At 60.4% G+C, this 24,311-nt stretch carries 23 protein-coding genes; 11 read left to right on the top strand and 12 right to left on the bottom strand.

Going from position 1 to position 24,311, the window contains the following annotated elements:
• Positions 1 to 188 precede the first annotated feature (188 nt).
• Positions 189 to 380: a hypothetical protein gene (locus INT40_RS03010; protein WP_193095468.1), complete on the top strand. Its 192-nt coding sequence runs from the start codon at positions 189 to 191 to the stop codon at positions 378 to 380.
• Between the two features lie 15 nt (positions 381 to 395).
• Here the strand turns inward: INT40_RS03010 and INT40_RS03015 are convergent, their stop codons facing one another.
• Positions 396 to 1,154 carry an SDR family NAD(P)-dependent oxidoreductase gene (locus tag INT40_RS03015; protein WP_193095469.1) on the bottom strand — a complete coding sequence of 253 codons (759 nt, stop codon included), beginning with the start codon at positions 1,152 to 1,154 and terminating at the stop codon, positions 396 to 398.
• Between the two features lie 33 nt (positions 1,155 to 1,187).
• The gene (locus INT40_RS03020; protein WP_226830681.1) at positions 1,188 to 2,210 is read right to left on the bottom strand and encodes an acetamidase/formamidase family protein; all 1,023 of its coding nucleotides are present in this window, start codon (positions 2,208 to 2,210) and stop codon (positions 1,188 to 1,190) included.
• A 104-nt stretch (positions 2,211 to 2,314) separates the two neighbouring features.
• On the opposite strand from INT40_RS03020, the gene INT40_RS03025 reads away from it, so the two are divergent.
• Positions 2,315 to 3,079: a phosphatase PAP2 family protein gene (locus INT40_RS03025; RefSeq protein WP_226830689.1), complete on the top strand. Its 765-nt coding sequence runs from the start codon at positions 2,315 to 2,317 to the stop codon at positions 3,077 to 3,079.
• A gap of 44 nt (positions 3,080 to 3,123) precedes the next feature.
• On the opposite strand, the gene INT40_RS03030 is transcribed toward INT40_RS03025, so the two are convergent.
• The 3 genes from INT40_RS03030 to INT40_RS03040 all read right to left on the bottom strand — a co-directional run bounded on the left by INT40_RS03030 (position 3,124) and on the right by INT40_RS03040 (position 6,096).
• A complete protein-coding gene (locus tag INT40_RS03030) occupies positions 3,124 to 3,726 on the bottom strand; it encodes a PadR family transcriptional regulator (protein ID WP_101569692.1) in 603 nt (200 codons plus the stop codon).
• Between the two features lie 70 nt (positions 3,727 to 3,796).
• Positions 3,797 to 5,200: a vanillate/3-O-methylgallate O-demethylase gene (gene ligM / locus INT40_RS03035; protein ID WP_193095471.1), complete on the bottom strand. Its 1,404-nt coding sequence runs from the start codon at positions 5,198 to 5,200 to the stop codon at positions 3,797 to 3,799.
• A 44-nt stretch (positions 5,201 to 5,244) separates the two neighbouring features.
• Entirely contained in the window at positions 5,245 to 6,096 is an 852-nt protein-coding gene (locus tag INT40_RS03040; RefSeq protein ID WP_193095472.1) for a methylenetetrahydrofolate reductase, read from the bottom strand.
• A gap of 281 nt (positions 6,097 to 6,377) precedes the next feature.
• Here INT40_RS03040 and INT40_RS03045 point away from each other — a divergent pair, with 281 nt between their 5' ends.
• Positions 6,378 to 7,691: an MFS transporter gene (locus INT40_RS03045; protein WP_226830691.1), complete on the top strand. Its 1,314-nt coding sequence runs from the start codon at positions 6,378 to 6,380 to the stop codon at positions 7,689 to 7,691.
• A 60-nt stretch (positions 7,692 to 7,751) separates the two neighbouring features.
• Here the strand turns inward: INT40_RS03045 and INT40_RS03050 are convergent, their stop codons facing one another.
• The gene (locus INT40_RS03050) at positions 7,752 to 8,276 is read right to left on the bottom strand and encodes a DUF3237 domain-containing protein (RefSeq protein WP_193095474.1); all 525 of its coding nucleotides are present in this window, start codon (positions 8,274 to 8,276) and stop codon (positions 7,752 to 7,754) included.
• Between the two features lie 339 nt (positions 8,277 to 8,615).
• Between INT40_RS03050 and INT40_RS03055 the strand changes: the two genes are divergently transcribed.
• On the top strand, positions 8,616 to 11,873 hold the full coding sequence (locus INT40_RS03055; protein WP_193095475.1) for a DEAD/DEAH box helicase: 3,258 nt from the start codon (positions 8,616 to 8,618) through the stop codon (positions 11,871 to 11,873).
• Between the two features lie 92 nt (positions 11,874 to 11,965).
• Here INT40_RS03055 and INT40_RS03060 read toward each other — a convergent pair whose 3' ends face one another.
• Positions 11,966 to 12,148: a hypothetical protein gene (locus tag INT40_RS03060; protein ID WP_101569686.1), complete on the bottom strand. Its 183-nt coding sequence runs from the start codon at positions 12,146 to 12,148 to the stop codon at positions 11,966 to 11,968.
• A gap of 91 nt (positions 12,149 to 12,239) precedes the next feature.
• On the bottom strand, positions 12,240 to 13,316 hold the full coding sequence (locus tag INT40_RS21120) for a DUF418 domain-containing protein (RefSeq protein WP_193095476.1): 1,077 nt from the start codon (positions 13,314 to 13,316) through the stop codon (positions 12,240 to 12,242).
• Between the two features lie 152 nt (positions 13,317 to 13,468).
• On the opposite strand from INT40_RS21120, the gene INT40_RS03070 reads away from it, so the two are divergent.
• Entirely contained in the window at positions 13,469 to 13,717 is a 249-nt protein-coding gene (locus tag INT40_RS03070; RefSeq protein ID WP_101569684.1) for a hypothetical protein, read from the top strand.
• Positions 13,718 to 13,855: 138 nt separating this feature from the next.
• Here the strand turns inward: INT40_RS03070 and thpD are convergent, their stop codons facing one another.
• Positions 13,856 to 14,761 carry an ectoine hydroxylase gene (gene thpD / locus INT40_RS03075; RefSeq protein ID WP_101569683.1) on the bottom strand — a complete coding sequence of 302 codons (906 nt, stop codon included), beginning with the start codon at positions 14,759 to 14,761 and terminating at the stop codon, positions 13,856 to 13,858.
• 142 nt (positions 14,762 to 14,903) lie between these two features.
• The gene (locus INT40_RS03080) at positions 14,904 to 16,760 is read right to left on the bottom strand and encodes an acyl-CoA dehydrogenase (RefSeq protein WP_319021923.1); all 1,857 of its coding nucleotides are present in this window, start codon (positions 16,758 to 16,760) and stop codon (positions 14,904 to 14,906) included.
• A gap of 184 nt (positions 16,761 to 16,944) precedes the next feature.
• On the opposite strand from INT40_RS03080, the gene INT40_RS03085 reads away from it, so the two are divergent.
• The 6 genes from INT40_RS03085 (at position 16,945) to INT40_RS03110 (ending at position 21,453) form a co-directional block, all read left to right on the top strand.
• A complete protein-coding gene (locus INT40_RS03085) occupies positions 16,945 to 18,288 on the top strand; it encodes a dicarboxylate/amino acid:cation symporter (protein ID WP_193095477.1) in 1,344 nt (447 codons plus the stop codon).
• A 302-nt stretch (positions 18,289 to 18,590) separates the two neighbouring features.
• Positions 18,591 to 19,073 carry a hypothetical protein gene (locus INT40_RS03090; RefSeq protein WP_101569681.1) on the top strand — a complete coding sequence of 161 codons (483 nt, stop codon included), beginning with the start codon at positions 18,591 to 18,593 and terminating at the stop codon, positions 19,071 to 19,073.
• Between the two features lie 37 nt (positions 19,074 to 19,110).
• Complete coding sequence (locus INT40_RS03095) at positions 19,111 to 20,136, top strand: D-cysteine desulfhydrase (RefSeq protein WP_193095478.1); 1,026 nt, start codon at positions 19,111 to 19,113, stop codon at positions 20,134 to 20,136.
• 70 nt (positions 20,137 to 20,206) lie between these two features.
• Entirely contained in the window at positions 20,207 to 20,674 is a 468-nt protein-coding gene (rraA, locus tag INT40_RS03100; RefSeq protein ID WP_193095479.1) for a ribonuclease E activity regulator RraA, read from the top strand.
• A gap of 2 nt (positions 20,675 to 20,676) precedes the next feature.
• Positions 20,677 to 20,982 (top strand): hypothetical protein, encoded by a 306-nt coding sequence (locus tag INT40_RS03105; RefSeq protein ID WP_193095480.1) that lies wholly within the window; start codon positions 20,677 to 20,679, stop codon positions 20,980 to 20,982.
• A 99-nt stretch (positions 20,983 to 21,081) separates the two neighbouring features.
• Complete coding sequence (locus tag INT40_RS03110; RefSeq protein WP_193095481.1) at positions 21,082 to 21,453, top strand: PH domain-containing protein; 372 nt, start codon at positions 21,082 to 21,084, stop codon at positions 21,451 to 21,453.
• Positions 21,454 to 21,515: 62 nt separating this feature from the next.
• Here INT40_RS03110 and INT40_RS03115 read toward each other — a convergent pair whose 3' ends face one another.
• Positions 21,516 to 22,013, bottom strand: a complete 498-nt coding sequence (locus INT40_RS03115; protein WP_193095482.1) for a hypothetical protein — start codon at positions 22,011 to 22,013, stop codon at positions 21,516 to 21,518.
• A 419-nt stretch (positions 22,014 to 22,432) separates the two neighbouring features.
• On the bottom strand, positions 22,433 to 24,022 hold the full coding sequence (locus tag INT40_RS03120) for an acetolactate synthase large subunit (RefSeq protein ID WP_193095483.1): 1,590 nt from the start codon (positions 24,020 to 24,022) through the stop codon (positions 22,433 to 22,435).
• Positions 24,023 to 24,311 lie beyond the last annotated feature (289 nt).

A 24,311-nucleotide genomic window follows, 5' to 3' on the forward strand; every position in this document is an offset into this window, starting at 1 on the left:
TCGCACCAACCTTTAGCTGTCCCAGCGCCCCTGTTCCCTCGAATGGGTATCCAAGTAAGCACCAGGACCGTCGACGGCGGATCCTCTGAAAACTCTGTATTCCGGCGCGCACACCACTCCCGACTCTATGCCGCGGCCTCAGGCGGCGCGTAGACTCGGTCCTACTTCCCACTCCATCGAGAAGGGTGATGATCGTGCCGATCGAAGACGGAATCCAAAAAGCCACCAAGAACCTCGACGACGCCGCCGAAGCGGCGCCGACTTCCCACGTCGTTCATGCCACCGACCGCGAAGAGAAGAACGACGACACCGAAGCCAACACCCCCGATGAGGATCAAACTCCCGCCGTCGCGGCCGACGAAGAAAAGTCTGACGACTGAACGACTGCAGTGACCTCAAAACTGGATACCGCGAGTCAACGCACCGTCGATCAATAGGTTCGCCCCAGACGTCCGGCTCGACAGAGGACTGGACAGGAAGACGACGCTCGCAGCTGTCTCCTCTGGTGTTCCCATCCGGCCTGTGGGGTTCAGGCCCAGCGCGAACGAGAACAGCTCAGGGTCGCTCGTCTCGATTCCCGGCCACACTCCGTCCTCGTGATACGTGTTGCCCGGCGACACCGTGTTCACCCTGACGCCCTTGTCGGCAAGGCTGAGCGCCAGTCCGGCCATGTAGCCGATGATCGCGGTCTTCATCGTGCCATAGGGCCCGGAGGCGAAGTCAGCTTCTCGACCAGAGACACTCGAGATGGATAGCAGCGATGCCACATCGCTCTTCTCCAAATATGGGATCACGAGCTTGGACAGGTTCACCGTGCCCATCATGTCGACGTTGAACGACTCGTACCAGTTCTCTTCGGTATCCGGTATCGCCAAGGCGCTGACGCTGTTGACGACCATGTCGATTCCGCCGAACTCTGCGGCCGTGGCTTCGACCCATTCGGACAGAGACGTGGCGTCTTGAACATCAAGGACCGTGCCGATGGCTCTGCCCCTCGAAGCCAAGGATTCTTCCGCCTCGGCGACCTCTGAGGCCTTTCTTGCACAGAAGGCCACGTTGGTACCCTCGGCGATAAATGCCTCGACGATGGCACGCCCGATACCCCGTGTGCCCCCGGTGACCATTGCTGTCTTCCCGCTGATCTTCAGGTCCATGACGGAACTCTTTCTCCTCGATGCTCTCTGGAACTAGGACAAGGAACATGCACGATCACGCAGGTCCGCGTGGATCCCGTCGAAGGCACTGCGCGTGGGCAGGAGGGACTTCGCAATCTTCGTCACGACGCTGTAGTTGGTGTCGACCACATTGGCGACGGGGACTAGGGAGATCTGGGTGAGCAGCTGATAGGCGTCCATGGTCTCCAGTCCGTACAGCTCGCCGAGCCAGCGGATCATTTCGACTTGGGAGATCCTCCACGAGTCCTCCATCGGCCTCGAAGACCCGACCACCATCCAATGGCCGTCGTTTTCCAGCCGCGGCCACGCCGGACCGCCGCCTTTGATGAGGTCGACGATGATCGTCGAGTTCATCGCCCCCTCGACCGCTGTGCCGCACGCTTCGCCCTCGCCCTGCCGGTAGTGACCGTCTCCGATGGAGAACATGGCTCCGTCGACGTTGACTCCGAAATAGGCTGTCGTACCGACCTTCATCTCGGGGGTGTCCATGTTTCCGCCGTAGCGTTCGGGAGTCAGTGAGGAATGCACCTCGCCTCCGGCAGGCGCCACGCCCACGGTGCCGAGCATGGGTTCGAGAGGCAGCGCCAGTTCGAAGTCGCCCTTGTGCGTCTGAAAACCCACCGTCTGTGCGGCGGAGTCGATCTCGTATATCCAGACTCCTTCCGGCAGCGGGTCGTGCAGGAGGCTGGTTCTGTCCGTTGCCGTCAGTCCGCCGAAGAACGGGATCATCGCCGATGCTCCCCAACTGCGTGCAGGAGTGAGTTCGACAATGTGGATGACCAGGGTGTCCCCCGGTTGGGCTCCTTCGACGTAGAAGGGTCCCGTCTGCGGGTTGAGATACCGTGCGTCGAGCATTTCGCTCGGAATGTCAGCGACAGAAGTGATCGCATTGTTGAATGCGTCCTCGGACCACAGGCGCAGGGCTGTGCCGGGTGTGATCGTGGCTGCCGGTTGGGATCCGCCAAAGGTGTAGACGAATTGATTGCGCTCTGGAACAAAGTCAACGACGTCCATACTTGATGCTACGTGAGTCATGTCATAACACCAATAGTATTCAGCGCCAAGATGCGCTGGTGGTTCAACTCCCATTATTCAGCTGTTTCCACGTCGGCACCTCGAACCGACTAAACTCGCCCTTGATGGTTGTCGATTCTCGCATGGCGCCTGATGGTCAGACCGGCTTTCCCTCCGATCATGACCGAGTACAGGCGAAGAGTAAGGGATGGCTTACTCAGGCAACCTCAATTTGGGTGCTGGCACTCGGATTCGTCGTGTTGACTATCTTCGCCGCGGGGCCGTTGCGAGTCTGGGACTACCAGCTCAATCGTCGCTGGCTCTACCTTTTCAACCCTGATCTGGTGTGGTTCACACAGAATATTCTGGACAGCATTGCCGGGCAGGCAGTCTGTATGCCCGTGCTGGCGATTGTTGCGATTGTGCTCGCGCGCAGGAGGCAGTCCTGGCGCCCGATCGGGTTCGCGCTGGCGGCCGAGGCGGCCTTCTTCATCGGCATCGGGGGGCTGAAGATTCTGCTGGCCCGGCCGGCGACAACTTTGCATGATCCGAGATTCTTCCAAGGCGGTCTGCTCGAGTTCGGTGATCGTGGGATCAGTTTCCCCTCCGGACACTCCGCCGAAGCGGTGCTCATCTATGGCGCCGCCGTCTACCTCATCGCCCACTACAGTGGCACCTCCCGACGGCTCGTCCATATTCTGTGCTGGGTCGTGGTCGCGATCAGCGTGAACTCCGTGGCGGTCTCATTCCTCCTCGGTTGGCACTGGGCCACAGATCTCCTCGGTGGCCTCATTGCGGGCGGCCTGTTCCTGCGCATCCTGGTGCAGTGCGACAGACAGACGCGCTACCGGTGGGCTCGTATGGACAATTTCACCGCAACATCTTCGTGAATCTTCGCAGCTCGGCTTGATTCCGCCACGGTGGCGAACTCAAATTATTGTGCGGTCTGCGCGCTTTTTCGTTCAAGCCTCTTGCTGAGCTTCAGGCCCCGCTGGGCCCATTCGATCTCGCTGCGGGCTCGGGCGGCCAGACCCTCGTAGGCGAACTTCTTATACTCAATGGTGACTTCACGGTCTTCATCGGCCGTGACTGCCAGACGACGATTGAGCATCGGAGATTCGAGAGCTTCAATGGTGGCGATCTCGTCCTCCCAGACTTTGAGTTCGCTCGTCCAGTGAGCTATGTGCTCGTTGAGGAACGTAAAGACGGCGTCCTGGTCAGCCGACTCGAGGTATGCGGCCCTCAAGTGAGCGGCGTCGCGTGTGCGCTGGTACTTCAATGGACTGTGCATCCAGTCGATGAAGGCCTGCTCCCCCGCCTCGGTGACATGATAGACACGGCGCATTCCAGCAGATCCGCGAGTCTGCTCCTCAGCGATGATGAGCTCTTCTTTCGCCATCTTCCGCAACTCGGGATAGATCTGCGAATCCGGGGCATGCCACACGTGACCAACGGATTGGGAGAACTGCTTCTGCAGCTCGTAGCCGGACATCGGGCCGATGCGGAGCAACGCCAGGAGAGCGCTTCGGAGACTCATCGTGGTTCCTATTCTGTGAATCAGCGAGGGGGTCCGGGCCCGCTGCCCGAACCCCCTCAGACTACAACTCTCAGGCGCCTTGGCCCGTGCGCCACCCACCGCGATAGGTCTGACGCGCAACCGTCGAATACGGAACGGGGCTGACGACGACACCCACCTCGGTCTGCTCGTGCTTCTCCACCGATGCCTTCGATGTGCCGCCATCGGGCTCGCCCCAGACGACCTTGAGCTCAGCTCCCTCGGGAACGTCGGGATTGACCGTGGCCAAGGACAGACCTCGGCGCTCATTGGCCGAGTACCCGGTGAACATCGAGATGCCGACAACATTGCCATCGGCATCGACGACCGAGTCATAGTTCGCCGAACCGTAGTTGGCCAAGGGCAAGTCGAAGTACTTGTAATTCGGTCCATCGACATTGAGCGGGGAGGACAGCACTTCACCCAGATCATCGGCATCCCAGGCCAAAGTCACCTTCTTACGCTGGGTTGCCGGATCCATGGCTTCCAAGGCACTGCGGCCGATGAAGTCGTGGTCGAACTTCACGAACGACCCGTAGCCGAGCTCCCATGGGGTCAGGTAATAGTCCTCGATGTTGTCGGAGACGAACGATCCAGCCAGTGTGCCTGTGGCTTCGTAGCTGTCGGCGCCGAGCCATTCGCGGTAGCCGCGCTCGGCCTCTCCAGAGTAGATGGCCGGCAGCGGCGAGGGAATCCAACCCGACTCCAGCGTGTTTGACGGGTAGGCCCGCGCGCCGACGGGCAGCAGACCGAACTCAGCACCCGCCTCGACGATGGCATCTCGGATCGCGTCGTGGTCCTCGTAGGGGCCCCAGATCTCGAGGCCGGGGGCACCTGCCATGCCGTGGCGCAGGGTGCGAACCTGCTTGCCGACGATGGTCATGGTCGACATGTTGAAGAATTTCAGCTTCTCCAGCTCGCCGCCGTTGAGCTTTTCGATGATCGCCCAGGCGTTGGGGCCCTGGATCTGGAAGCGGTAGTAGCGGCGGCTGACAGCGTGACCGTATGGCCGTGATGGGGACCTGCGGTCGACCTCGATGTCGAGGTTCGAGTAGCCGCCGGTCTCACCGTGGTAGAGCAGCCAGTTCGACGCGGGTGAGCGTCCCACGTACACGTACTCGTCTTCGGCTTCGTGGAAGAGGATGCCGTCGCCGACAACGTGGCCGGATTCGGTGGTGGGCACGTACTGCTTGGCCTTGTTCACAGCAAACTTGGCGACCGAGTTGATCGCGGTGTCGGAGATCAGCTTGATGGCATCGGGACCCTTGAGGAATACGTTGTCCATGTGGTGCGACTGATCGTAGAGGACAGCGGTCTCACGCCATGCCTTCTGTTCCTTGATCCAGTTGGTGAAGTCAGCGGGGACGACCGGATAGATGTACGAGCCGATCTGCGAATTGCGCAGATGATCGACGGCATTGGTCGAATCGAGGATCTGCTGGAGATTGTCTGTCATGGTCGATGAACCTCTCTGTTCTTATCTCTGTGTGTGACTGGCGTTCAGGCCTGTGCAGTGAAGTCTTGGACCCATTCGGCTGTGGACGCGAGTCCGCCGAAGGTGTAGAAGTGGGTCTTGACCCCTGAGGACGCCGAGGTGATGGATTCGTATGAGGTCAGATCCTTGAGGAATCGCTCCGGTCCGGCAGTGCCGATCAGATTCGTCAGCGAGAACCCGTACTTCTTCGCGATTCCCGCGCTGGCGCCCACACCGAAGCGGCGGGCATAGCCCAGGAGTCGTTTGATGCCTGCGGGACCGGGGGTGCCGATGCGAAGGTCAGCCTCGATGCGGCAGCCGCGCACTTCATGGACCCACGCCACGACCGCCGCAGCGTCGAAGGCGAACTGGGTGAGGACGACTTGGCCCAGCCCCTGCTCCGTCAGAGACTCGGTCTTCGCAGACATGTGCTCCCAGAGAGTCTCCGTGCTGATGTCGGGGTGGCCTTCGGGGTAACCAGCGATGCCCACCTCCCTCACCCCATAGTCCTGCAGGATTCCGGAGCGGATGACCGAGAGCGAATCAGGGTAGGGGCCTTCGGGCGTTGCCGGGTCTCCCCCGACTACGAAGACATGGTCACTGGCCCCAGCTTGCTGCAGAGCATCGAGGAACTCGCGCAGCTCGGTCTCTGACTTCAGCCTGCGGGCCGAGATATGAGGAACGGGAACGAATCCGAGTTCGAGGACTTCCTTGGCGGCCTCGACACGCATCTGAAGATTCTCGTTGCCGAGGAACGTGACGTTGACGCGCGTTCCCTGCGGAATCGCATGAGCAGCCTGCTGCAGGCTGGGAATGTCTTTGCCGGTCATCTCCAAAGAGAAGTCGTCCAGCACCTTGGTAGCGGTCGTTGCCTCCACGTGGCGATTCCTTTCGCGAACACTGCGGTGGGTTCTTGAAATCACTATACGCATAGGTATTTACCTATGTCCATAGGTAAACTGCTTTTCGCTGATGACACCGGGGTGCCATCGACCCGCTCGCCACCGCGCGGCCATTGCCCGAGTCCGACGCCGCTGATAATGTGCTGAGCGTCACGCTTTCCCTATCATCATAGGTATCCCGCAATGGTGCGGGTGCTTATCTCACCTCAGAATCGGAGTATGCGGTGGACCTGCGCGAACGACTCAACACCTCTCGAATGTCGGCCTATCAATGGCTGATCGTCGGCATCTGCACCCTTCTCAACGCCCTTGACGGCTATGACGTCCTTGCCATCTCCTTCTCCTCGAACCAGGTCAGCGAGGAGTTCTCCCTCTCGGGGACGGCGCTCGGACTGGTGATGAGTGCGGCGCTGCTCGGCATGGCAATCGGCGCCCTGGTCCTAGGCCCGGTTGCGGACCGGATCGGGCGACGGAACATGACGATTGTGGCTCTCATCGTCAATATCTGCGGTCTCTTCCTCTCCGCCACCGCCACCTCGGCGGCTCAGCTGGGCATCTGGCGCGTCGTCACAGGACTGGGCGTGGGCGGCATTCTGGTGGGCACCAATGTCATCTGCGCGGAGTACGCCTCCCGCAAGCGCCGCGGCCTGGTCATCAGCATCTACACCGCCGGCTACGGCATCGGTGCAGCACTCGGCGGATCGGTGATGGTCTCGCTCATCGCCACCTCAGGCTGGCGCTCGGTCTTCGTCCTCGGCGGTTGCCTCGCCACGGCGTCCCTCGTTCTCGTCCTGCTGCTGGTCCCCGAGTCGCCGTCCTATCTCTACAACCGGAAACCGGCGACCGCGCAGAAGAAGCTCGATGTCATTGCTCGGAAGCTGGGCTTCACCGACACGGTCGATCTCTTTGCCACGACCATCGCCGAGGAGAACGCGACGAGCGACTCAGGTGTCCTGGCTCTGTTCAACCGTCGCAACCGCCGGGTCACATTCGTCGTCTGGGCAACGTTCTTCATCGTGATGTTCGGCTTCTACTTCGTCAACTCTTGGACCCCGCGACTCATACACGAAACCGGGCTCACCGACACCTTGTCAATGATCGTCACTGTCGGTCTGACCTTGGGCGGGGCGATCGGCTCTGTCGCCTTCGGGCTGTTCACCTCCCGCTGGTCGACCCGGTCAGTTCTGGCATGCTTCTCAGTGCTGGCTGCGATCCTGATGGCAGTGTTCATCTTCACCGCGCAGTGGATCGTTCTGGTCGTCATCGTCGGCGTCCTGGTCGGCATGTTCAGCAACGGCTGCATTGCCGGCCTCTACGTTCTCACCCCGCAGTCCTACTCCTCTTCACTGCGTTCGACCGGTGTGGGTTGGGGAATCGGGATCGGTCGCTTCGGCGCGATCATCGCCCCGACAGCCACCGGTGCGATGCTCGACGGCGGATGGACTCCGCAGGCGATCTACGTCTTCGTCGGCGTGGTGCTTCTGCTGGCGGCAATCGTGCTTCTGGGCATGCGCGGAGTCGATGTTGAGGCCAACCGTCGCCCGGACGTCAGAGAAGCTGCAGGAGTGTGACGGTCAGGCCATAAGCCCGAGGTCTGTGGCACTGGATGGCGCGAGCGGAATTGGCAAATTTCAGCGGACCTGGAAGATGTAGATGCGCACGCCGTTGGGGCTGCGCACTCCGGAGCCGATGAACAGGACGTCGCTGAGCCAGGCGTATGGGCCGGACTGGTCGGCGCTCAAACGAGGTGCGCAGCGGAAATAGATTCGCTCAGGGTCAACCTGTTCGCCGTTCATCAGCTTGTTCAGGTCGCTGCTGCTGCCGGTGCGCAATGCCCGATTCTCGACGAGGATGTGGTGCCCGTCGTCGGTTTTCAGTACATAGTCGGCGGCCAGGTAGGCCACGGTCTCGCTGGGGTATTGCTGGAAGTCGGCACCGGCGTCGAGCACCTCGCCGCTGAGTCCCGGGCCTGAGACCTTGCCGCCGCGGATCGGGATGACCTTGCGCAGCCCGTCGACTGTGGTGCCGATGGCGATCGGCGCGTCCACTTCAACGTCAATGGTGGCTAAGTAGGACAACCCGGGAGGTGTGGCGTCGCCGGAGACTGCGAGGTCTGGGCCCTCTGGAATGCCTGGGTTCTCTGGACTTTGGGTCATTGAGGCCTCACGATCAGTGACGGAATAAGCGTCGGCCAGCGGGTTTGCTCGGCCAGAGAAGATTGTTTGCTTGCGGAGATGATTTCCTCTTACGACAGCCGATGACATTTATTGCAGCTTCTCTCGCCTAGTGTGAGCGAAAGCAGGTCAAGATGCCAACGTAAAAGGGTACGTCGGTAACCATCGGAGAAGTCCTTGAAGCCGCCGCACCGATTCGGCCAGACAGCACCGTCGCCCTGACCTGTACCTCGAGTCCACATGCCGGTCACAGACCTTTGGCCGCCTACCTTCATTACCCAAGCTCATTACAGAAGTGACATTGTGTTTTAGGCTCGTCTTATGCAGAGTCGACGATCTTCGAACACGTCCGAACCAGAGCGAGTGCTCTCCACCTGGCAGATGCTTGAACAGTTCAACCCCCAACAGCTTCCGGCACTGACAATGCGCGCAGCGTCGTCGACGAAGCAAGTCATCGATTGGCGCCCCGGAGACGAGCTTCCGTGGAATGCTCTGCCAGAACACCCCGCGCAGAGTGCCAATCAGTCTAAGAAGAGGACTGAGAAGAAGCCTCATGAATGGCGCCATACCCTGTACCTGGGTGTCTATCAGATTCCTGATATCTACGAGGCTTTGCACAAGGTCTTCGTTGACGACGATGAGGCATACGATCCGCGTCGTGGTGGTGTAAGCGCCGCTGCCAAAATCGTTGTGGACTCTGCAGGAGAGGTTTCGACCGGCAGTCAGATCCTGTCGGGCGCGCTGTGGGGCGTGGGTCGAGCTCACAACCCGGGCCCGCAGAGCCCCGACTGGCTCGATGGGTTCGATCTGGCATCGGAAGAGTTGGCCGATGCCATTGACAAGCTGCAAGCCGAGCGACGGGACGAAGCGCGCACGTCCGAACCGCCGCCGATTGATGAGGTTGCTCTCCAGCAGTTGGTCAAGGTGGCTCATAGAACTGCCGGAATCGGCAAATTAAAGTCGTTCGCCTCAGCAATTGTGAGGGTCAACAGTCTCTATCTTCCGAAGGACTCGAGTCCCGATGACTCTGATTTCCTCAACAGCTTCGTCCTAGATGATCTGGTACAGATCCGTCGAGCCTCAAGATCTTCGAAACCTTTCGGCAATGCGCTCAGAGACTATCTCACACCCGAAGGTTCGGAACCTCGAGACCGCATCGACATGATCGAGGAGCCTGAGAAAGTAGACAGGTTGCTCGGTCCCGAACGACTGCCCGCGGGACGTTGGCCATCAGATCCCAATCATCCGCTGGCGCTCAGTCAGCAATTTGCCGTGAATCAGGCAGTCACAGATTTACACGGAGACAGCGGAATACTTGCTGTGAACGGTCCACCTGGCACGGGCAAGACCACGATGCTGCGTGATGTCCTCGCGGGTCTCGTCGTTGAACGCGCAAGGAGCATCGCCAAGCTCCAACGCGCCGCTGATGCTTTCACCGGAGAAGCACTGAGATGGAAGGACCGAGACGAATGGCCCAGAATCGTGCACGTCCTGCGCCCTGAGCTCACCGGGTTCGAAATGGTCGTTGCCTCTTCGAACAATTCGGCAGTGGAGAATGTCAGCAGCGAGATTCCAGCTCGAGCGGCTCTTGGCGGCAGGTGGAACGACGATGCTGACTATTTCGCCGACCTCGCGAGTCATCTTGCGTTCGACCAACTGCCAAAGACGGCGAAGGGCGCTGAAGGGATCAATACTGAATCGGCTACTGAGGCCTGGGGGTTAGTCGCCGCCAAGCTCGGAAAGTCTTCCAATCGCAGAGAAGCCGGCCAAAAACTCTGGTGGGGAGACAAAGAATCCGGGCTTGAAGGGTTGGGCACCTTTCTCAACGACCTCAGATCCAATCGCACGTCCCCACGTCGGAGCTGGGAGTCAGCAAAGGAGCGATTCCGCAAAGCCGACAACAAAGTCCGAGAAACAGTTGACGAGCGACGTGCAGTTGAATCTCGTTTGATCGAGCTGAACAATGCACCATCGTCGCTTGCCTCGGCGACACACAGGACGGAAGCCACAGAACAGCAAAGGCGGGAGCTGGAGGGCCAGTTCGCTCAAGCGTCCGCGGATGAACGAGACGCACATCGGTTATCTGATTCTTCACAAGCAGAAGCTGACCGTCATCTGCAGTTACGGCCGGGTTTCTGGGAGAACTTGTTTTCGGGATTTTCCAAGCTTCCCACCTGGCGGGCAGATCACGAGAAGAAGATTCACCTCGCGGATGCGGCGCACTCGTCCGCGAGTCATGCCTCGCAGTTGCGCGCCGATATCGAACAGACACTGCGCCATATGCACCGGGCACATGACAACGCCATCAGAATTCTCGATTCGACCAGGAAACGGATTGCATGGCTCGAAAAGCAATGCGCCAAGGATCGCGCCGATCTCAAAGGAAGTCTTCCGCGAGAGACTGACGATATCGAGCGCGAGAAGCAGGCACCGTGGCTCGACGAGAAACTCAATGAGGCACGATCCGACCTTTTCCTCGCTGGTTTGGACCTCCACCGTGATCTCATCGAAAACGCGGCCAAGCAGTTCTACCAAAGCCTGATGGCCGCCGTCGACGTCATGCAGGGTTCCATTCCGTACCAGTTGGAGGCAGACAAGCGACGAGCCGCCTGGCAGACACTGTTTCTGCTGATTCCTTTGATATCAACGACTTTCGCCTCGGTTCCACGAATGTTCGGACCCCTGGGGCAGGAATCACTGGGGTGGCTCTTCATCGATGAGGCCGGGCAAGCCACTCCTCAGCTCGCTGCCGGTGCAATCTGGCGCTTCTCCCGTGTACTCGCCGTCGGTGACCCTATGCAGCTGGAGCCCGTGATGACTGTTCCGGCAAAGGCGTCACTTGATATCGCCTCACATTACAATGTTTCCGACATCTGGCTGGCTCCTCGTGCCTCGGTGCAGACTCTTGCTGACCGGGTCAATCGGTACGGAACAAGGATCGGCTCGGGCGACAATGGAATCTGGGTCGGTTCTCCGCTGAGGATTCATCGTCGATGTGATGACCCGATGTTCTCGATCTCCAATGCAATCGCCTACGACGGGCTCATGATCAGCGATGTGAAGCGAGGCAACAATCCGCAGTCTGATGTCTTTTCGACTCTGCGGCGTGAAGAAGACATTGTTGCGGAGAGCTATTGGGCGGATCGGCCCGCCACTCTCGACGGGAATCACCTTCAACCTGACGAAATCACCGCGTTCAACGATGCACTCGACTACCTCAAGAAGAGAGAGATTCCGGATTCGGAGATCCTCGCGATTTCGCCGTTCAAGAGTGTGGCCGAAGCCTTGGAGACGGTAACCAAACACCGACCAGAGCTGAAGGCAGGTACTATTCATGTGGCTCAGGGGCGGCAAGCTGACGTCGTAATCCTCGTTCTTGGTGGAGCAAGAGATCGCCCGGGGGCCAAAGGATGGGCCTCTCACAGTCCCAATCTGCTCAACGTCGCAGTCAGCCGCGCGAGACGACGGCTCTATGTCATCGGAGACCAACGCCTGTGGAAGGGAATGAGTCATTTCGACCGTGTGGCCCGCGATCTCCCCCGTCGCTCCGCTCCGTCTGCTCGGACGGTGAGCTCCTGATTCGACCGCACTGACAGTAAAGCGCGCTGCCCCATCGAACCGCAATTGCAGTCCGAAGGGGCTGCGCGCTAGTCATCTCGCCTCAGGCTTGGTCAGTAGTGACCTGGTGGGTCACTGGCGGGGAATGATTCGTCTTCCCATTCGTCGACCATCTCGTCCTCGTGGTCATGACGGATCTGCTCTGACTCTGACCTTCCTTCGGAACTGTCGCTCGCCTCGGCGGGGGTGGTTGAAGATTCGTCCCTGCCCTTCTCCGGCTGAGGATTCTCAGACATGGCTACACCTCCCCTCGGCTGTCGGTGCGCAAACCTGATAACTCCATCATGCACCTCCGTGCGCCTCTAGCGATACTGTTTTCGGAATACCTCACAGGCTCCGGTTCGATCCTCTCACCAGCAACGGCGTGATCTCCAAATAGGTGCCGCAGCGCCAGACCCACTCCAGAGGCCCGAAACGGAACCAACGCAGCCACAGCATCGAGAACACGCATTGGACCACAATGACACCGAGACAGAAACTCAATGCGGAGACGGCAGACAGCTGACCAGCAGCAACGAACAGCGGAAGCACCGTCACACAGATGACGGTCTGACCAAGATAGTTGTTGAACGCCATCCGGCCGTAGAAGCGCAGGAACGACAGCCAACCCCGCGCGACCGGCAGACGAAGGAGCAGGATCAGCCCGGCGATGTACATGAGGCCGGGGATCATCGCCGTGCGGAACGCGATCTCATGAGCCGCGTCCGTCCCTGTCCCGGCAGCGATGGTCCAGACCCAGACAGGTACCGACACCACCAGGGCGATCATAAAGATCCGGGTAACCGGAACCCGAGTTCCTGCGGCGAACAGGCCGCGTTCGGCCAACCAGAATCCGAGGGCCATATGACCCAGTGTGCGACCGAACTCCAAGATCAGCAGCAGTGCTCCCGGAACCTCAGGACCCGCGGCAGTAAGAGTGGAGACCAGGTGCAGAGAGTCCGGGATGATCGCCGCAGCGATGGCGACCATGAACAGAATCGATCGCGGCAGGAGGGTGAGCAGCAGAAGCACCAAGCCGAGGCATCCGTACGAGGTCAGCACATCGATGCCTCCCAGTGCGGAGTTCACCACACCGGCGAGTATCAGGATGAGCATACGTCGGATGTAAACCCAGGTGGAACGGCCCTTCGCCCGCAGTCGGGAGAGGAAGATGAAGACCCCAGTGCCGAAGAGGAAGGCGAAGACGAAGTGGAACTTTCCCAATGCAAGGATGTCGACGACCTGCCACACCACGGCATCGACGCCTCGCGGTTCCGCGGTTTGACCGGCGCTGTTGAGGAAATAGGTGATGTTGACGAGCAGGATGCCGGCGATCGCGATGCCGCGGATGACATCGATCGAGACGATGCGATCGTTCGGGCGGGAGGCAGTGGGACGAGTGGTGGAGGCTGATGCATCTTTCACGGTCAGCGACCGTATCAGGAACGCAGCCCTAAACGACAAACTATCTTGTGATCAGTCTGTCGGTGCCAAGCGGCCCGCTCCTGGCCCCCTCCGACCTGCCTCGGAGTAGAATGGAGGCTCAGACCGATCTGGACGAAGTGGGGTGTTGAGACATGACTGACGATCAGGATCAGCGGAAGAAGATCGACAAGATCAACGACAAACTCGACGAGGTGGCTTCGAAGGCGAGCGGACCGGACGTCTCATACGGATCAACTCCCGGATACGTTCAGGAACACGTCGAAGAGGAAGCCCAAACTGCTGCCGACGGCGAGGGCGTGAAGCTCTACCGCAACCCGGATGGCTCGCATGAGGCCGTCGACGAGTCGAAGGCGCCCCAGCGAAGCGACTCAAACGACTGACACGCGGACACGCTGACAGACGAAGAGTCCCTGACAGGCTGAAAGAGGGTCCGGCACCTGGTCATCCAGGTGCCGGACCCTCTCCATCAGATTGGGGCCTCTGTGTCTGGCCGTCCGTACTGCCTCAGGTCGTCCGCGTCAGGAACCGGCGGGAGTGAAGTCCGTGCTGCAGGCGAATTCCGGCCGCGGCTTCGGTGCGGCGAAAGGTTCGACACATGTGTTCTCCACCGAGTTGTAGACGATGAAGATGTTCGACCTCGAATACGGCGTGACGTTTCCGTTCGAGGCGTGCATGCAGTTGGAATCGAACATGACCGCACCACCGGCAGGTCCCTCGAGAACATCGATGCCGTATTCATCGGCGAAGTCAGTCAGCGTCTGCGGATCGGGAGTGCCCGCGCCCTGCATGACCAGTGACTTCTTGTAATTGTCCTCCGGGGTGCCTCCGACACAGCTGATGTAGCGCTGATGCGAACCGGGCATGATCATCAGCGGCCCGTTGAACGAGTAGTTGTCAGTCAGCGACAACGACAGGCTCACTGCACGTGGCTCGGGCATGCCGTCCTCGGCGTGCCAGGTTTCGAAGTCGGAGTGCCAGGAAAACTCCTTGCCCACGAACCCCGGCTTGTAGTTGATGCGGCTCTGGTGGATGTAGACCTCGGACCCCAGCAGCTGCTCCGCGCGGGCGATGACCCGGGGATCATTGGCGATCTTGCGAAAGATCTCATTGCTGCGGTGAATGTCGAAGATCGATCTGACTTCGTTGGACTTCGCCTCGACGATGGTGGCGTCATCGTCCTTGACCTTCGGGTCATTGGCCAAACGGGCAAGCTCGGCTCGGAACGTCTGAAGCTCATCGGGGGTGATGAGTTCATCGATGGTGAGAAACCCCTTGTCATCGTAATGCTGCAGCGACTTCGCATCGAGAGGCCCCTGTTCGGCAGAGCCGAAGGCGATCGGTCCCCTGCGGTCGAGGACTTCGGTGGTCTCACCGGTGCGGGTGGGGTAGAGATCCGTGGTTGTCGACGGTGAAATTACTGTCATCGTGCTTCCCTCCTCGGATAGTGCGGACGCCTCATCGCAACCGGTACTGATTCTTAAGGGGAACGACGAGAACATTCCGCTTGAGCCGCCACCGTAACAAGGGGATGCTCTCGGTGAAAGCCCACCACCAGGGCTCACACCCTCACAAGCACGTGTCATCCAGTTCGGTGAACGTTGACGGGCCACCCTCAACAAGATCGAACCAGGGCCCGGTCTGCGGCAGTTCATGAACGAAGAAGTAGCGGGCGGCAGTGATCTTGCCCCGCAGCAGTCTCGAGTCACCACGCGACGCCACGGCTGCCTCGGCGGCCATACCCTGCTGCAGCCACAGCCAGGCGATGACCGTGTGCCCCACCGCTTCGAAGTAGGTCCACGCGTTCTCCAGCGCATGAACAGGTTCACCCGACTTCCACACAGCGGCGGTGACGGTTTCGACGCGGTCGATGGCCGCTGCCAAAGCAGCAGCTTCTGCGTTCCACGAGGTCGAAGCGGTCGCCTCCGCGAGGGTGGAGCGCATCTCCTCCACGAGAACCTTCAGCCCTTCTCCCCCACTCATGACGACCTTGCGGCCGAGGAGATCCTTGGCCTGGATGCCGTGTGTGCCTTCGTGGATCGGGTTGAGTCGATTGTCGCGGAACAGCTGCTCGACGGCATGGTCGCGGGTGTAGCCGGCTCCGCCGAGGACCTGAATCGCGTGGTCATTGGCCTTCAGCCCCCACACGCTTGGCCAGGTCTTCACGATCGGGGTGAGCACGTCGAGAAGAAGCGCCGCGCGTGCACGCTCGGCCTCGTCCTCTGCAGTTTCGGATTCGTCGAGGAGCGTGGCGGCGTAGAGGATGAGACCGAGTCCGCCTTCGACGTAGCTCTTCGAGGCCAGGAGCATGCGGCGGACATCGGCGTGTTCGATGATCGGGACCTGCGGGGAATCCTTGCCGCGGCCGTCGTCGGAGCGGCCCTGGCGGCGTTCACGGGCATAGCGCAGTGCGTCGAGGTAACCGTGGTAGCCGAGCGCGACGGCCCCAGCACCGACGCCGATGCGCGCCGAGTTCATCATGTGGAACATGTAGGACAGGCCCTTGCCGCGCTCCCCCACGAGGTAGCCGATAGCACCGGATGAACCGTGTGGTGTGTGCGTTCCCTCCCCGAAGTTGAGCAGCGTGTTCGTGGTCCCGCGCCAGCCCATCTTGTGGTTGAGGCCCGAGAGCACGACATCGTTGCGTTCACCGAGGCTGCCGTCGCTGTTGACGAGGTGCTTGGGCACGATGAAGAGACTGAGCCCTTTGGTTCCCGGTCCATCGCCGTCGGCCCGGGCGAGGACGAGATGGACGATGTTCTCGGACAGTTCGTGGTCGCCGCCGGAGATCCACATCTTCGTGCCGTGTACCCGAAAGATGCCCTCGGGCCCGTCTGGATCGGGGACGGCTCGCGTGGTGACGTCACCAAGTGAGGATCCGACTTCGGGTTCCGAGAGGCACATGGTGCCGAAGAACCGGCCTTCGATCTCGGGGAGGACGAAGGTCTCAATCTGCTCCTGTGTCCCGTATTCCAACAGCAGGCCGGCGTTTGCCATGGTCAGCATCGGATAACTCGAGGTCGCGATGTTCGCCGATTGGAACCAGGTGAAGCAGGCGGTGGCCACGGTCTGGGGCAGCTGGATGCCTCCGACCTCCTCGTCCATGGTCGCTGACAGCAGCCCGACATCGGCGAATCGTTCGAGTGCAGTCTTGATCTCGGGGATGAGGGTGACTCTCTCCCCGTCGAAGGTTGGTTCGTTGAGATCGGATTTTCTAGCGTGCGGGGCGAAGTGCTCCTTTGCCAGCTCCTCACTGGCGGACAGCACCGAGTCGAAGGTTTCGCGGGAGTGTCCGGCGAATCGTTCGCGCTCACAGAGCTCGTCGACGCGCAGCCAATCGTAGAGGAGGAACTCGATGTCTGCTGATGAGAGCAGGGAGTCGGTGGAAGACGGAGGGACAACATTGTCCAGGTTCTGATCGTTCACGAAACCCAGTCTAAACTAATTGATCGTTAAGCACAGGGTGTTTCGCCTGCCGCTCGCCTGCCGCTCCGGAAGTCCGCTTTCACCGGGCGGACGACTCAGCTTGAATTCGCTCAATCCCTTAGGATCGCCTGAACAGTTCTCCTTGCTCTCCGAGCACCCCGATACCCCGGAAAGGTCGTCGCTCATGGCATCCACTGCAGGCCCAGCAGCTGCCGGCAACCCGCAGCAGTCCCCGTCGAAGCTCGGCCAAATCCTGCGCAACTATCGCTTCCCGCTGTTCATCCTCACCGGCGTCGTCATCGGTGCGATCATCGGCCTGATCTTCGGCGAGAAGGCCGCAGTCATCAAACCTTTCGGCACGCTGTTCATCAACATGATGTTCACCCTCGTTGTGCCGCTGGTCTTCTTCTCCATCTCTTCGGCGGTGGCGGGTATGTCCTCAGCCACGCGGCTGGGCAAGATCCTCGGCAGCATGCTCGGCATCTTCGCGGTCACCGGCATCATCGCTTCGATCGTGATGATCGCGGCCCTGTGGATCACCAAGGCCACCCAGGGCGTCCAGGTCGAGATGACTCAGCCCAAGGACGTCGAAGAGCTCGGATCGATCGGCGATCAGCTTGTTCAGACTTTCGTCGTCGACGACTTCTCGAAGATCCTCTCCGCCGAGCACATGCTCGCCCTCATCGTCTTCGCGGTCATCGTCGGCATCGCCACGTCCAAGATCGGCGAGGCGGGCCGCCCGTTCGCCGCATTCCTCCATTCGGGATCCGAGGTATTCCTCAAGTTCACCTCGATCATCATGTATTACGCCCCGATCGGCCTGGGCGCCTACTTCGCGGCTCTGATCGGTGAGCTCGGGGCACAGCTGGTCGGCGATTACGTCCGTGCCTTCCTCGTCTACTACCCCGTGGCGATCGTCTACTTCGTCGTCGCCTTCACGCTCTACTCCTTCCTTGCCGGCGGCCGGCGCGGAATCGTCGCGTTCTGGGCGAACATCATCGAGCCGACGGCGATCTCCTTGGGCACGTCCTCCTCGGTGGCCGCGATCCCGGCCAATCTCCGGGCCGGTGAGCGCATCGGTGTGCCCCGCGATATTCGGGAGACGATCATTCCGATCGGGGCGACGATCCACATGGAGGGTTCGAGTCTGTCTGCGATCCTCAAGATCGCCTTCCTCTTCGCCGTCTTCCAGCGCGACTTCTTCACCCCCGGAAATATCCTCATCGGCATCGCTGTGGCCCTGCTGGCCGGGATGGTCATGGCCGGCATCCCCTCGGGCGGATTCATCGGGGAGCTGATGATCATCACCCTCTACGGCTTCCCTGCCGCGGCACTGCCTGTCATCCAGATCATCGGCACCGTCATCGATCCCCCGGCCACCACCGTCAACGCGGTCGGCGATCAGGCCAGTTCTATGATGGTCGCCCGCGTCCTGGACGGGAAGGACTGGATGGACAAGTCCGAAGAATCTCAGGAGCTCGACCCCGATGTCACCGGCTCGGACACCACCGAATCGGCCGACGTTTAAGTCCGACGACACCCCCGAGACGACGACTGGTCCGAAATTTCTTGATCACGATCGCATTTCGGCTGCCCGCTTGAAACCGTCCTTATCGGTCCGTCAACTCGGCGTTTCCACAAGGGTTCATGCAAATATCTCGAAGTTGCGACGTCGTTGCAACGTGAAATTCGCAGAACTGCAACAGTCACTGAGAGCTTACTCAGGGACCGCTGTTCGTCGCTCACCTGCAGTGACGATAATCATTAGGATCGATGACATCTCACCGACGGTCACTCACTCTGACTGTCACAGCAGGAGGCAATGACGCTATGAACACCACCTTTCGCAATCACGCAGCAGCGCTGTCAGTCGCGACGCTCGTTGGCCTCGCGGGAGCAGCAATCACCGGCGGATCCGCGCTGGCCGCAACGAATTCCCCAGCAGATTCCGGCTCCGGCTCGGGCTCCGAGGTCAGTGTTGCCGTCGATGCGCACAGCGATGGCTATCCGACGAATGCGTCCGGCTACGCGGATGCCCTCGTGAAGGCGTGGGGTGTCGGCTCCGACACAGAAGTCCGGGAATACGCCACACCCGGCGTCGTCAAAGCCTTGTCCAAGCATGGTGACGAGCATGCGAGTCAGTGGGATCGCATCGCCGCCGACGGGGCCGGCAAGTCGTCGTCCGTGGTCTATAAGAACAAGGTCACCGGAGAACTGTTGATCTTCGGAGTCAACAATGAAGCCGCCACACATGGCCTGCACCCGGCGGTTCACCATATCCAGTTCAAGGACCGCACTGAGTCGTCCCACTGAGCCTGCCGAGAACAGTTGGCACGTAGACTCAGGAACCATGGTTGACCTGAACACACTGCCTCGCCGCCGCTACTCCAACGGACCCACCGCGCTTGAACACCTCGAGCATCTGAGCACGGAGTTGGGCGGCCCCCAGATCTGGATCAAACGCGATGACCAGCTGGGCCTGACACAAGGTGGGAACAAAACCCGCAAGCTCGAGTTCCTCATCGCCGATGCCCTGGCGCACGGCGCCGACACTCTCGTCACCGCAGGTGGGGTGCAGTCCAATCACTGCCGGCTCACGCTCTCGGCGGCCAGACGCGAAGGACTCGAGTGCCACCTGGTTCTCGAAGAGGACCTCGGTTCCGACGGGGTGCCGATCCCGGCGGATGCCGGGGGCAATCCACCTGAGCACACGGGCAATTTCCTGCTCTTCGACCTCCTCGGCGCGGATTCGGCTGAGGTTCATCCCAACGGCAGTGACCTGATCGCCCGTGCCGACGAGTTGGCCGCCGAGCTTGAAGCTCAGGGGCGCAAGCCCTATGTCATCCCTGTCGGCGGCTCGAACGTCACCGGCGCCCTGGGCTATGTCGACTGCGCGCAGGAGCTGCTCACCCAGTTCGCCGAGGTGGGCCTGAACGTATCGTCGATCGTGACCCCGAGTGGGTCTGCTGGGATGCAGGCAGGACTCGTCGCCGGTCTTCACGGTGCCGGCAGTCAGATTCCTGTGGTCGGCATCAACGTCAGCCGCTCGCAGGACGATCAAGAGCCTAAGATCGTAGGGCTCGTCGACGAGGTCGCCTCATTCCTCGAACTCCCACCGGTCCCCCGCGATCGCAGCCTCGGCCTGGGCAAGTACTTCGGCACCGGGTATGCGCTGCCGACACCGGGAATGATCGAAGCCGTACGACTCTTCGCTCAGACCGAGGGAATTCTCCTCGACCCGGTGTACACCGGGAAGGCCGCGGCCGGCCTCATCGATCTCATCAGACAGGGACGGTTCGGCCCCGACGAGCATGTGGTCTTCATCCACTCGGGTGGTGTGCCGGGGCTCTATGCTCGGGCCGGAGCCTTCGCATAGTCTGGTGCCGACGGCCAACATCTTCTCAACTGACCACTTTGTGTGACTCACCTACCTGGAGGAAAACACCATGACAGTCTCGACCGCTGATCTCTGGGACGAACGCGGACTAGAACTCAATTCGATTGCTCTGAACTTCGGTGACTTCGGTGCCAAGGACTCGTTCTCCGGGCCGGCTCGGACCGTGCGCTGCTTTCAGGACAACGCACTGGCGAAGTCGACCCTGTCCCAGCCCGGCGACGGGGCCGTGCTCATCATCGACGGTGGCGGTTCCATCGCCACTGCCCTCATGGGTGACATGATCGCAGAGCTGGCCGTGAACAACGGCTGGGCCGGCGTCGTCATCAATGGAGCTGTCCGCGATCGAGTGGCACTGTCGTCCATGGGCTTGGGCATCAAGGCCCTGGCCAGCAACCCGCGCAAGAGTGCAAAGACCGGTGATGGCGAGCTCGACGTCACGGTCGAGGTCGGCGGTGCCACGATCCGCCCTGGCGCAATGGTGTTTGCTGACCCTGATGGGGTTGTAGTGGAGAAGTAGGGATGGGCAGGAAACTGCGCGAGATCAGGTACTTTCCCGATTTCGGGAGGAAGTACCCGCTATGGAAAAGCGGCACCGAGAAGTATGCGATGGACCCCTGGGACTACGATCTGTCCAATGGACTTGCATCTGGGCTGAGGGAATTGATGGAGCTCTGGAGCTCACACTTCACGGACAGGCACGGCCCTGAATTTGAATGGGACTCGGTTGAAAATGAGGGGCGCTATTGGGACCAAGGCGATCAACTCCTAGAAAAGCTGCGCTCGGAGGTGGCAGACATAGCGATCGTTCTCGATCAGCGACGTTAATGGTGTCACTTTGTGTCCTTCTGGAGAAGTAGCAACCGCTCATCCTCCCTTCTCTGCGCCGGATTCAGCATCTCACTACTTACGCAGTATAATTCGATCATGGCTAACGATCTTCAGGCATTGGCAGCGTGGACCTTCACCTCTGAGTGTCCCATTCCAGACGACCTCAGTCCGATCCTGGTGGCAGGAGAGACTCCGGTCGCTGCGTATAGAACGATTCGTGACTCGGCGATCTTCACGAACAAGAGACTCATCATCCGTGACGCCCAGGGGCTGACGGGCAAAAAGATCGAGATGTACTCGATTCCCTATTCGTCCATCAACATGTGGTCGAGTGAGAACAGCGGAAAACTCGACTTCAACGCCGAACTGGAGCTGTGGACTCGGGCCGGTCATGTGAAGATCAAGATCGGCAAGGGCCTCGACGTCCGACGCTTGGATAATCTCGTTGCCCAGGCCGTCATCGGTTGAGACTGTCATCGGTTGAGGCCCGAGTTCGGGGCCAGTTGAAATCAGGCGCTCCAACTTCCTCCTCAGCGATGCACGGAGTCGAAGTCCTGATCGGCGGAGTCCCATACAGAGTCAGCTTCAACAGCTGAGCCACTGGCAGTGAGTTCGTCAACGGTGTCGGTGCTGTACATATACGACCAGGTGCCTGCATCGGTGGTGCCGGTGACCATGAGCATGTCATAGGCGAATTCGGCGCTGCCTGCAGCTTGAACCGCATCGGCGGTGGCCTTCTTATCGGTGTTCATCTCTCCGTTTGAAGGGAATTCGACGTGTAGGCGGTCGGCGTCTCTGTTGTGGTCGAAGTCCGGGTTGCTCTCGGACTCACGGTGTACATGGACCTCGGCGACAGTGTCACGAAGAAAATCACCAAGTTCATCGGTGCTGTCGAACTCACTGCTGGGAACCTCGGCAACCTGACCGGGCTCGATGTCACCGGCCTCGGTCTCACTGCCGCTGCAGCCGCTGAGTAAAAGGGCGAGTGCCACGGTCAATGCCGAGACAAATTGAGGGACAGACTTCATGACTCCACCCTATCCAAATCGGGTCAGCAACCGTGACTCCGGGTGCCATTCAGACTACGACGTCAGCCGAATCGTTCCGGGCAGATTCCTAGGAGCTTTCACAGCCGCCAGAGTTATAATCAATTCACTGAATCTGCGATGAAGTGGGGCGAATCATCATGACCGCAGAAATGAAGAGATCACACACATCCACTAACCCGATCATCCGCCTGGCCAGGCGATTCAAAAGTGTGAATATCGGGCAGGGAGAGAAAGTCGGATATACCGAAGACAGCTCGGAGACCCGGATGCAATCAACCGCATTGCACGAGGGAGTCACGCTGTATCGGAATCCAGACGGCTCGCATGAGGCAATCGATGAGTCTCATGCGGGCGACAATTTCGACTGACAACTAGGACAACTTTCGGCCCCAGCGGGGTTACACAAGCACTTCGATAAGTCGAGGCCCCGAGTCGGCCAAACCCGCCCGGAAGTCACGGTCAAGCTCTTCGATGGTCTCGACTCGTGTGGCTGGCACACCCATGCCGTGGGACAGCGAGACCCAGTCGATGGCGGGATTGCCGATGTCGAGCAGAGATTCGGCCTTCGGCCCGAAGTCGGGGACACCGACATTGGACATCTCATTGCGCAGAATCTGATATTTCCGATTGGCGAAGATGAGGACGACGATGTCGAGCTGCTCTCGCGCGTAGGTCCACAGAGACTGTGGGTTGTACATGCCCGAACCATCGGACTCTAAGACGATGACTTTCCGCTCGGGGCTCGAGATCGCAGCTCCAGCGCCGACGGGAAGCGCCCACCCGATGGACCCACCGGTTCCGCCGAGGTAGTCGTGGGGCTGCGATGTGGCTGTCTGTGCGTAGAAGTCCCGGCCCGTGGTGATGGATTCATCGAGGACGATCGCGTTCTCGGGGATGGAACCCGAGAGCCACGCGGCGAGTTTCGCCGCGGTGATTGTGCCACTGGGAACAGAAGCCGGAGCCAGCTCCGCACGCAAAGAAGGGTGACCAGCTGAACTGCTGGCCGCCTCGGCGAAGTGATTGCCTACCGGCCCTGCCCCGAGCGCCTCGCGAAGATCCTCAAGTGCCTGCAGCGAATCAGCACCGATGGGGCTGAGCGTGTAGAAGGTGGTGCCAGGTGCGGTGAGCACGCTCGGCTTGTCCGGGTAGGCGAAGAAGGCGACGGGTGGTTTCGCGTCAACGAAGATGAGCGCGTCGAAGTTCTTCAGCAGCTCGACAGACGGTTCGACCGGATACGGAATCTTCGTCACTGTGGGTCGCCCGGCACCTCGTTCGGTCCGTGCTGCGAAGGTCTCTGCCAGCAGAGTGGCACCGCTCGCCTCAGCAATTCTGGCGGCGACCTCGAGCTGAGATGAGCGCAGAGCACGTCCACCGAGGAGGATGGCAGTCCGGGGACCGGCCTCCCTCAGACGTGCCGCCGCCGCTTCCACCTCGGCCTGGTTGATCGACGGTGAAGTGGGTGCGACCGTATTCGGTGGCTGAGTGTACTCATCGGCGGTGTTCCACGCGGTATCGGCTGGAAGGATGAGCGAACTGATCTGCCCCGAGAGGCTGTAGCCGATGGCATCCGCTGCGTCCTTGGCGATGGAGTTCGCCGACGGTGAGGTGCGCACCCAGTTGCTGAAGGGCCGCAGCGCCCCCTCGATGTCAGAGGTCAGCGGTGCGTCGAGGCTCCGGTGGTAGCCGGCATGATCGCCGATGATGTTGACCATCGAGGTCCGAGCCCGTAGTGCGTTGTGGAGACTCGAGAGGCCATTGGCTGCACCCGGCCCCAGATGCAGCAGTGTGGCCGCGGGCTTGTCGAGCATTCGCGAGTAGCCGTCAGCGGCCCCGGTGACAACGCCCTCGAAAAGGCCGAGCACACCGCGGACGTGAGGCTGCCGATCCAGGGCCGCCACGAAATGCATCTCCGAGGTGCCGGGGTTGGCGAAGCAGACTTCGATTCCGTTGTGACCCAGTGTCTCCAGCAGGCTCTCCGCACCATTCATGCCATCATCTCCCTTGAAATCGGCCGTGGAAGCCTTCGGCGTCCACGGTCAGCAGTTCGTTCTGTCATATCACGCCGTGCTGTCATGCCGCTCGTTCGTCTGAATCGGTGAGCGGAAATATCAGTCTTGCACTCTCGACTGCACCCCTACACCAACCTAGTTGAGCATTCCACTACATGCTCACAAGATAGACTTCGCCGACGACGGCCGCTCGGTGCGGATCTCCGACCCCTAGGGCACCCAAGTCACGGTCGCTGCGGGCAGCAGCTCCGTGGACGAGGCGCTGGCG

The organism is Brevibacterium sp. FME17 (genome assembly GCF_014897515.1).
Classification (GTDB): Bacteria; Actinomycetota; Actinomycetes; order Actinomycetales; family Brevibacteriaceae; genus Brevibacterium.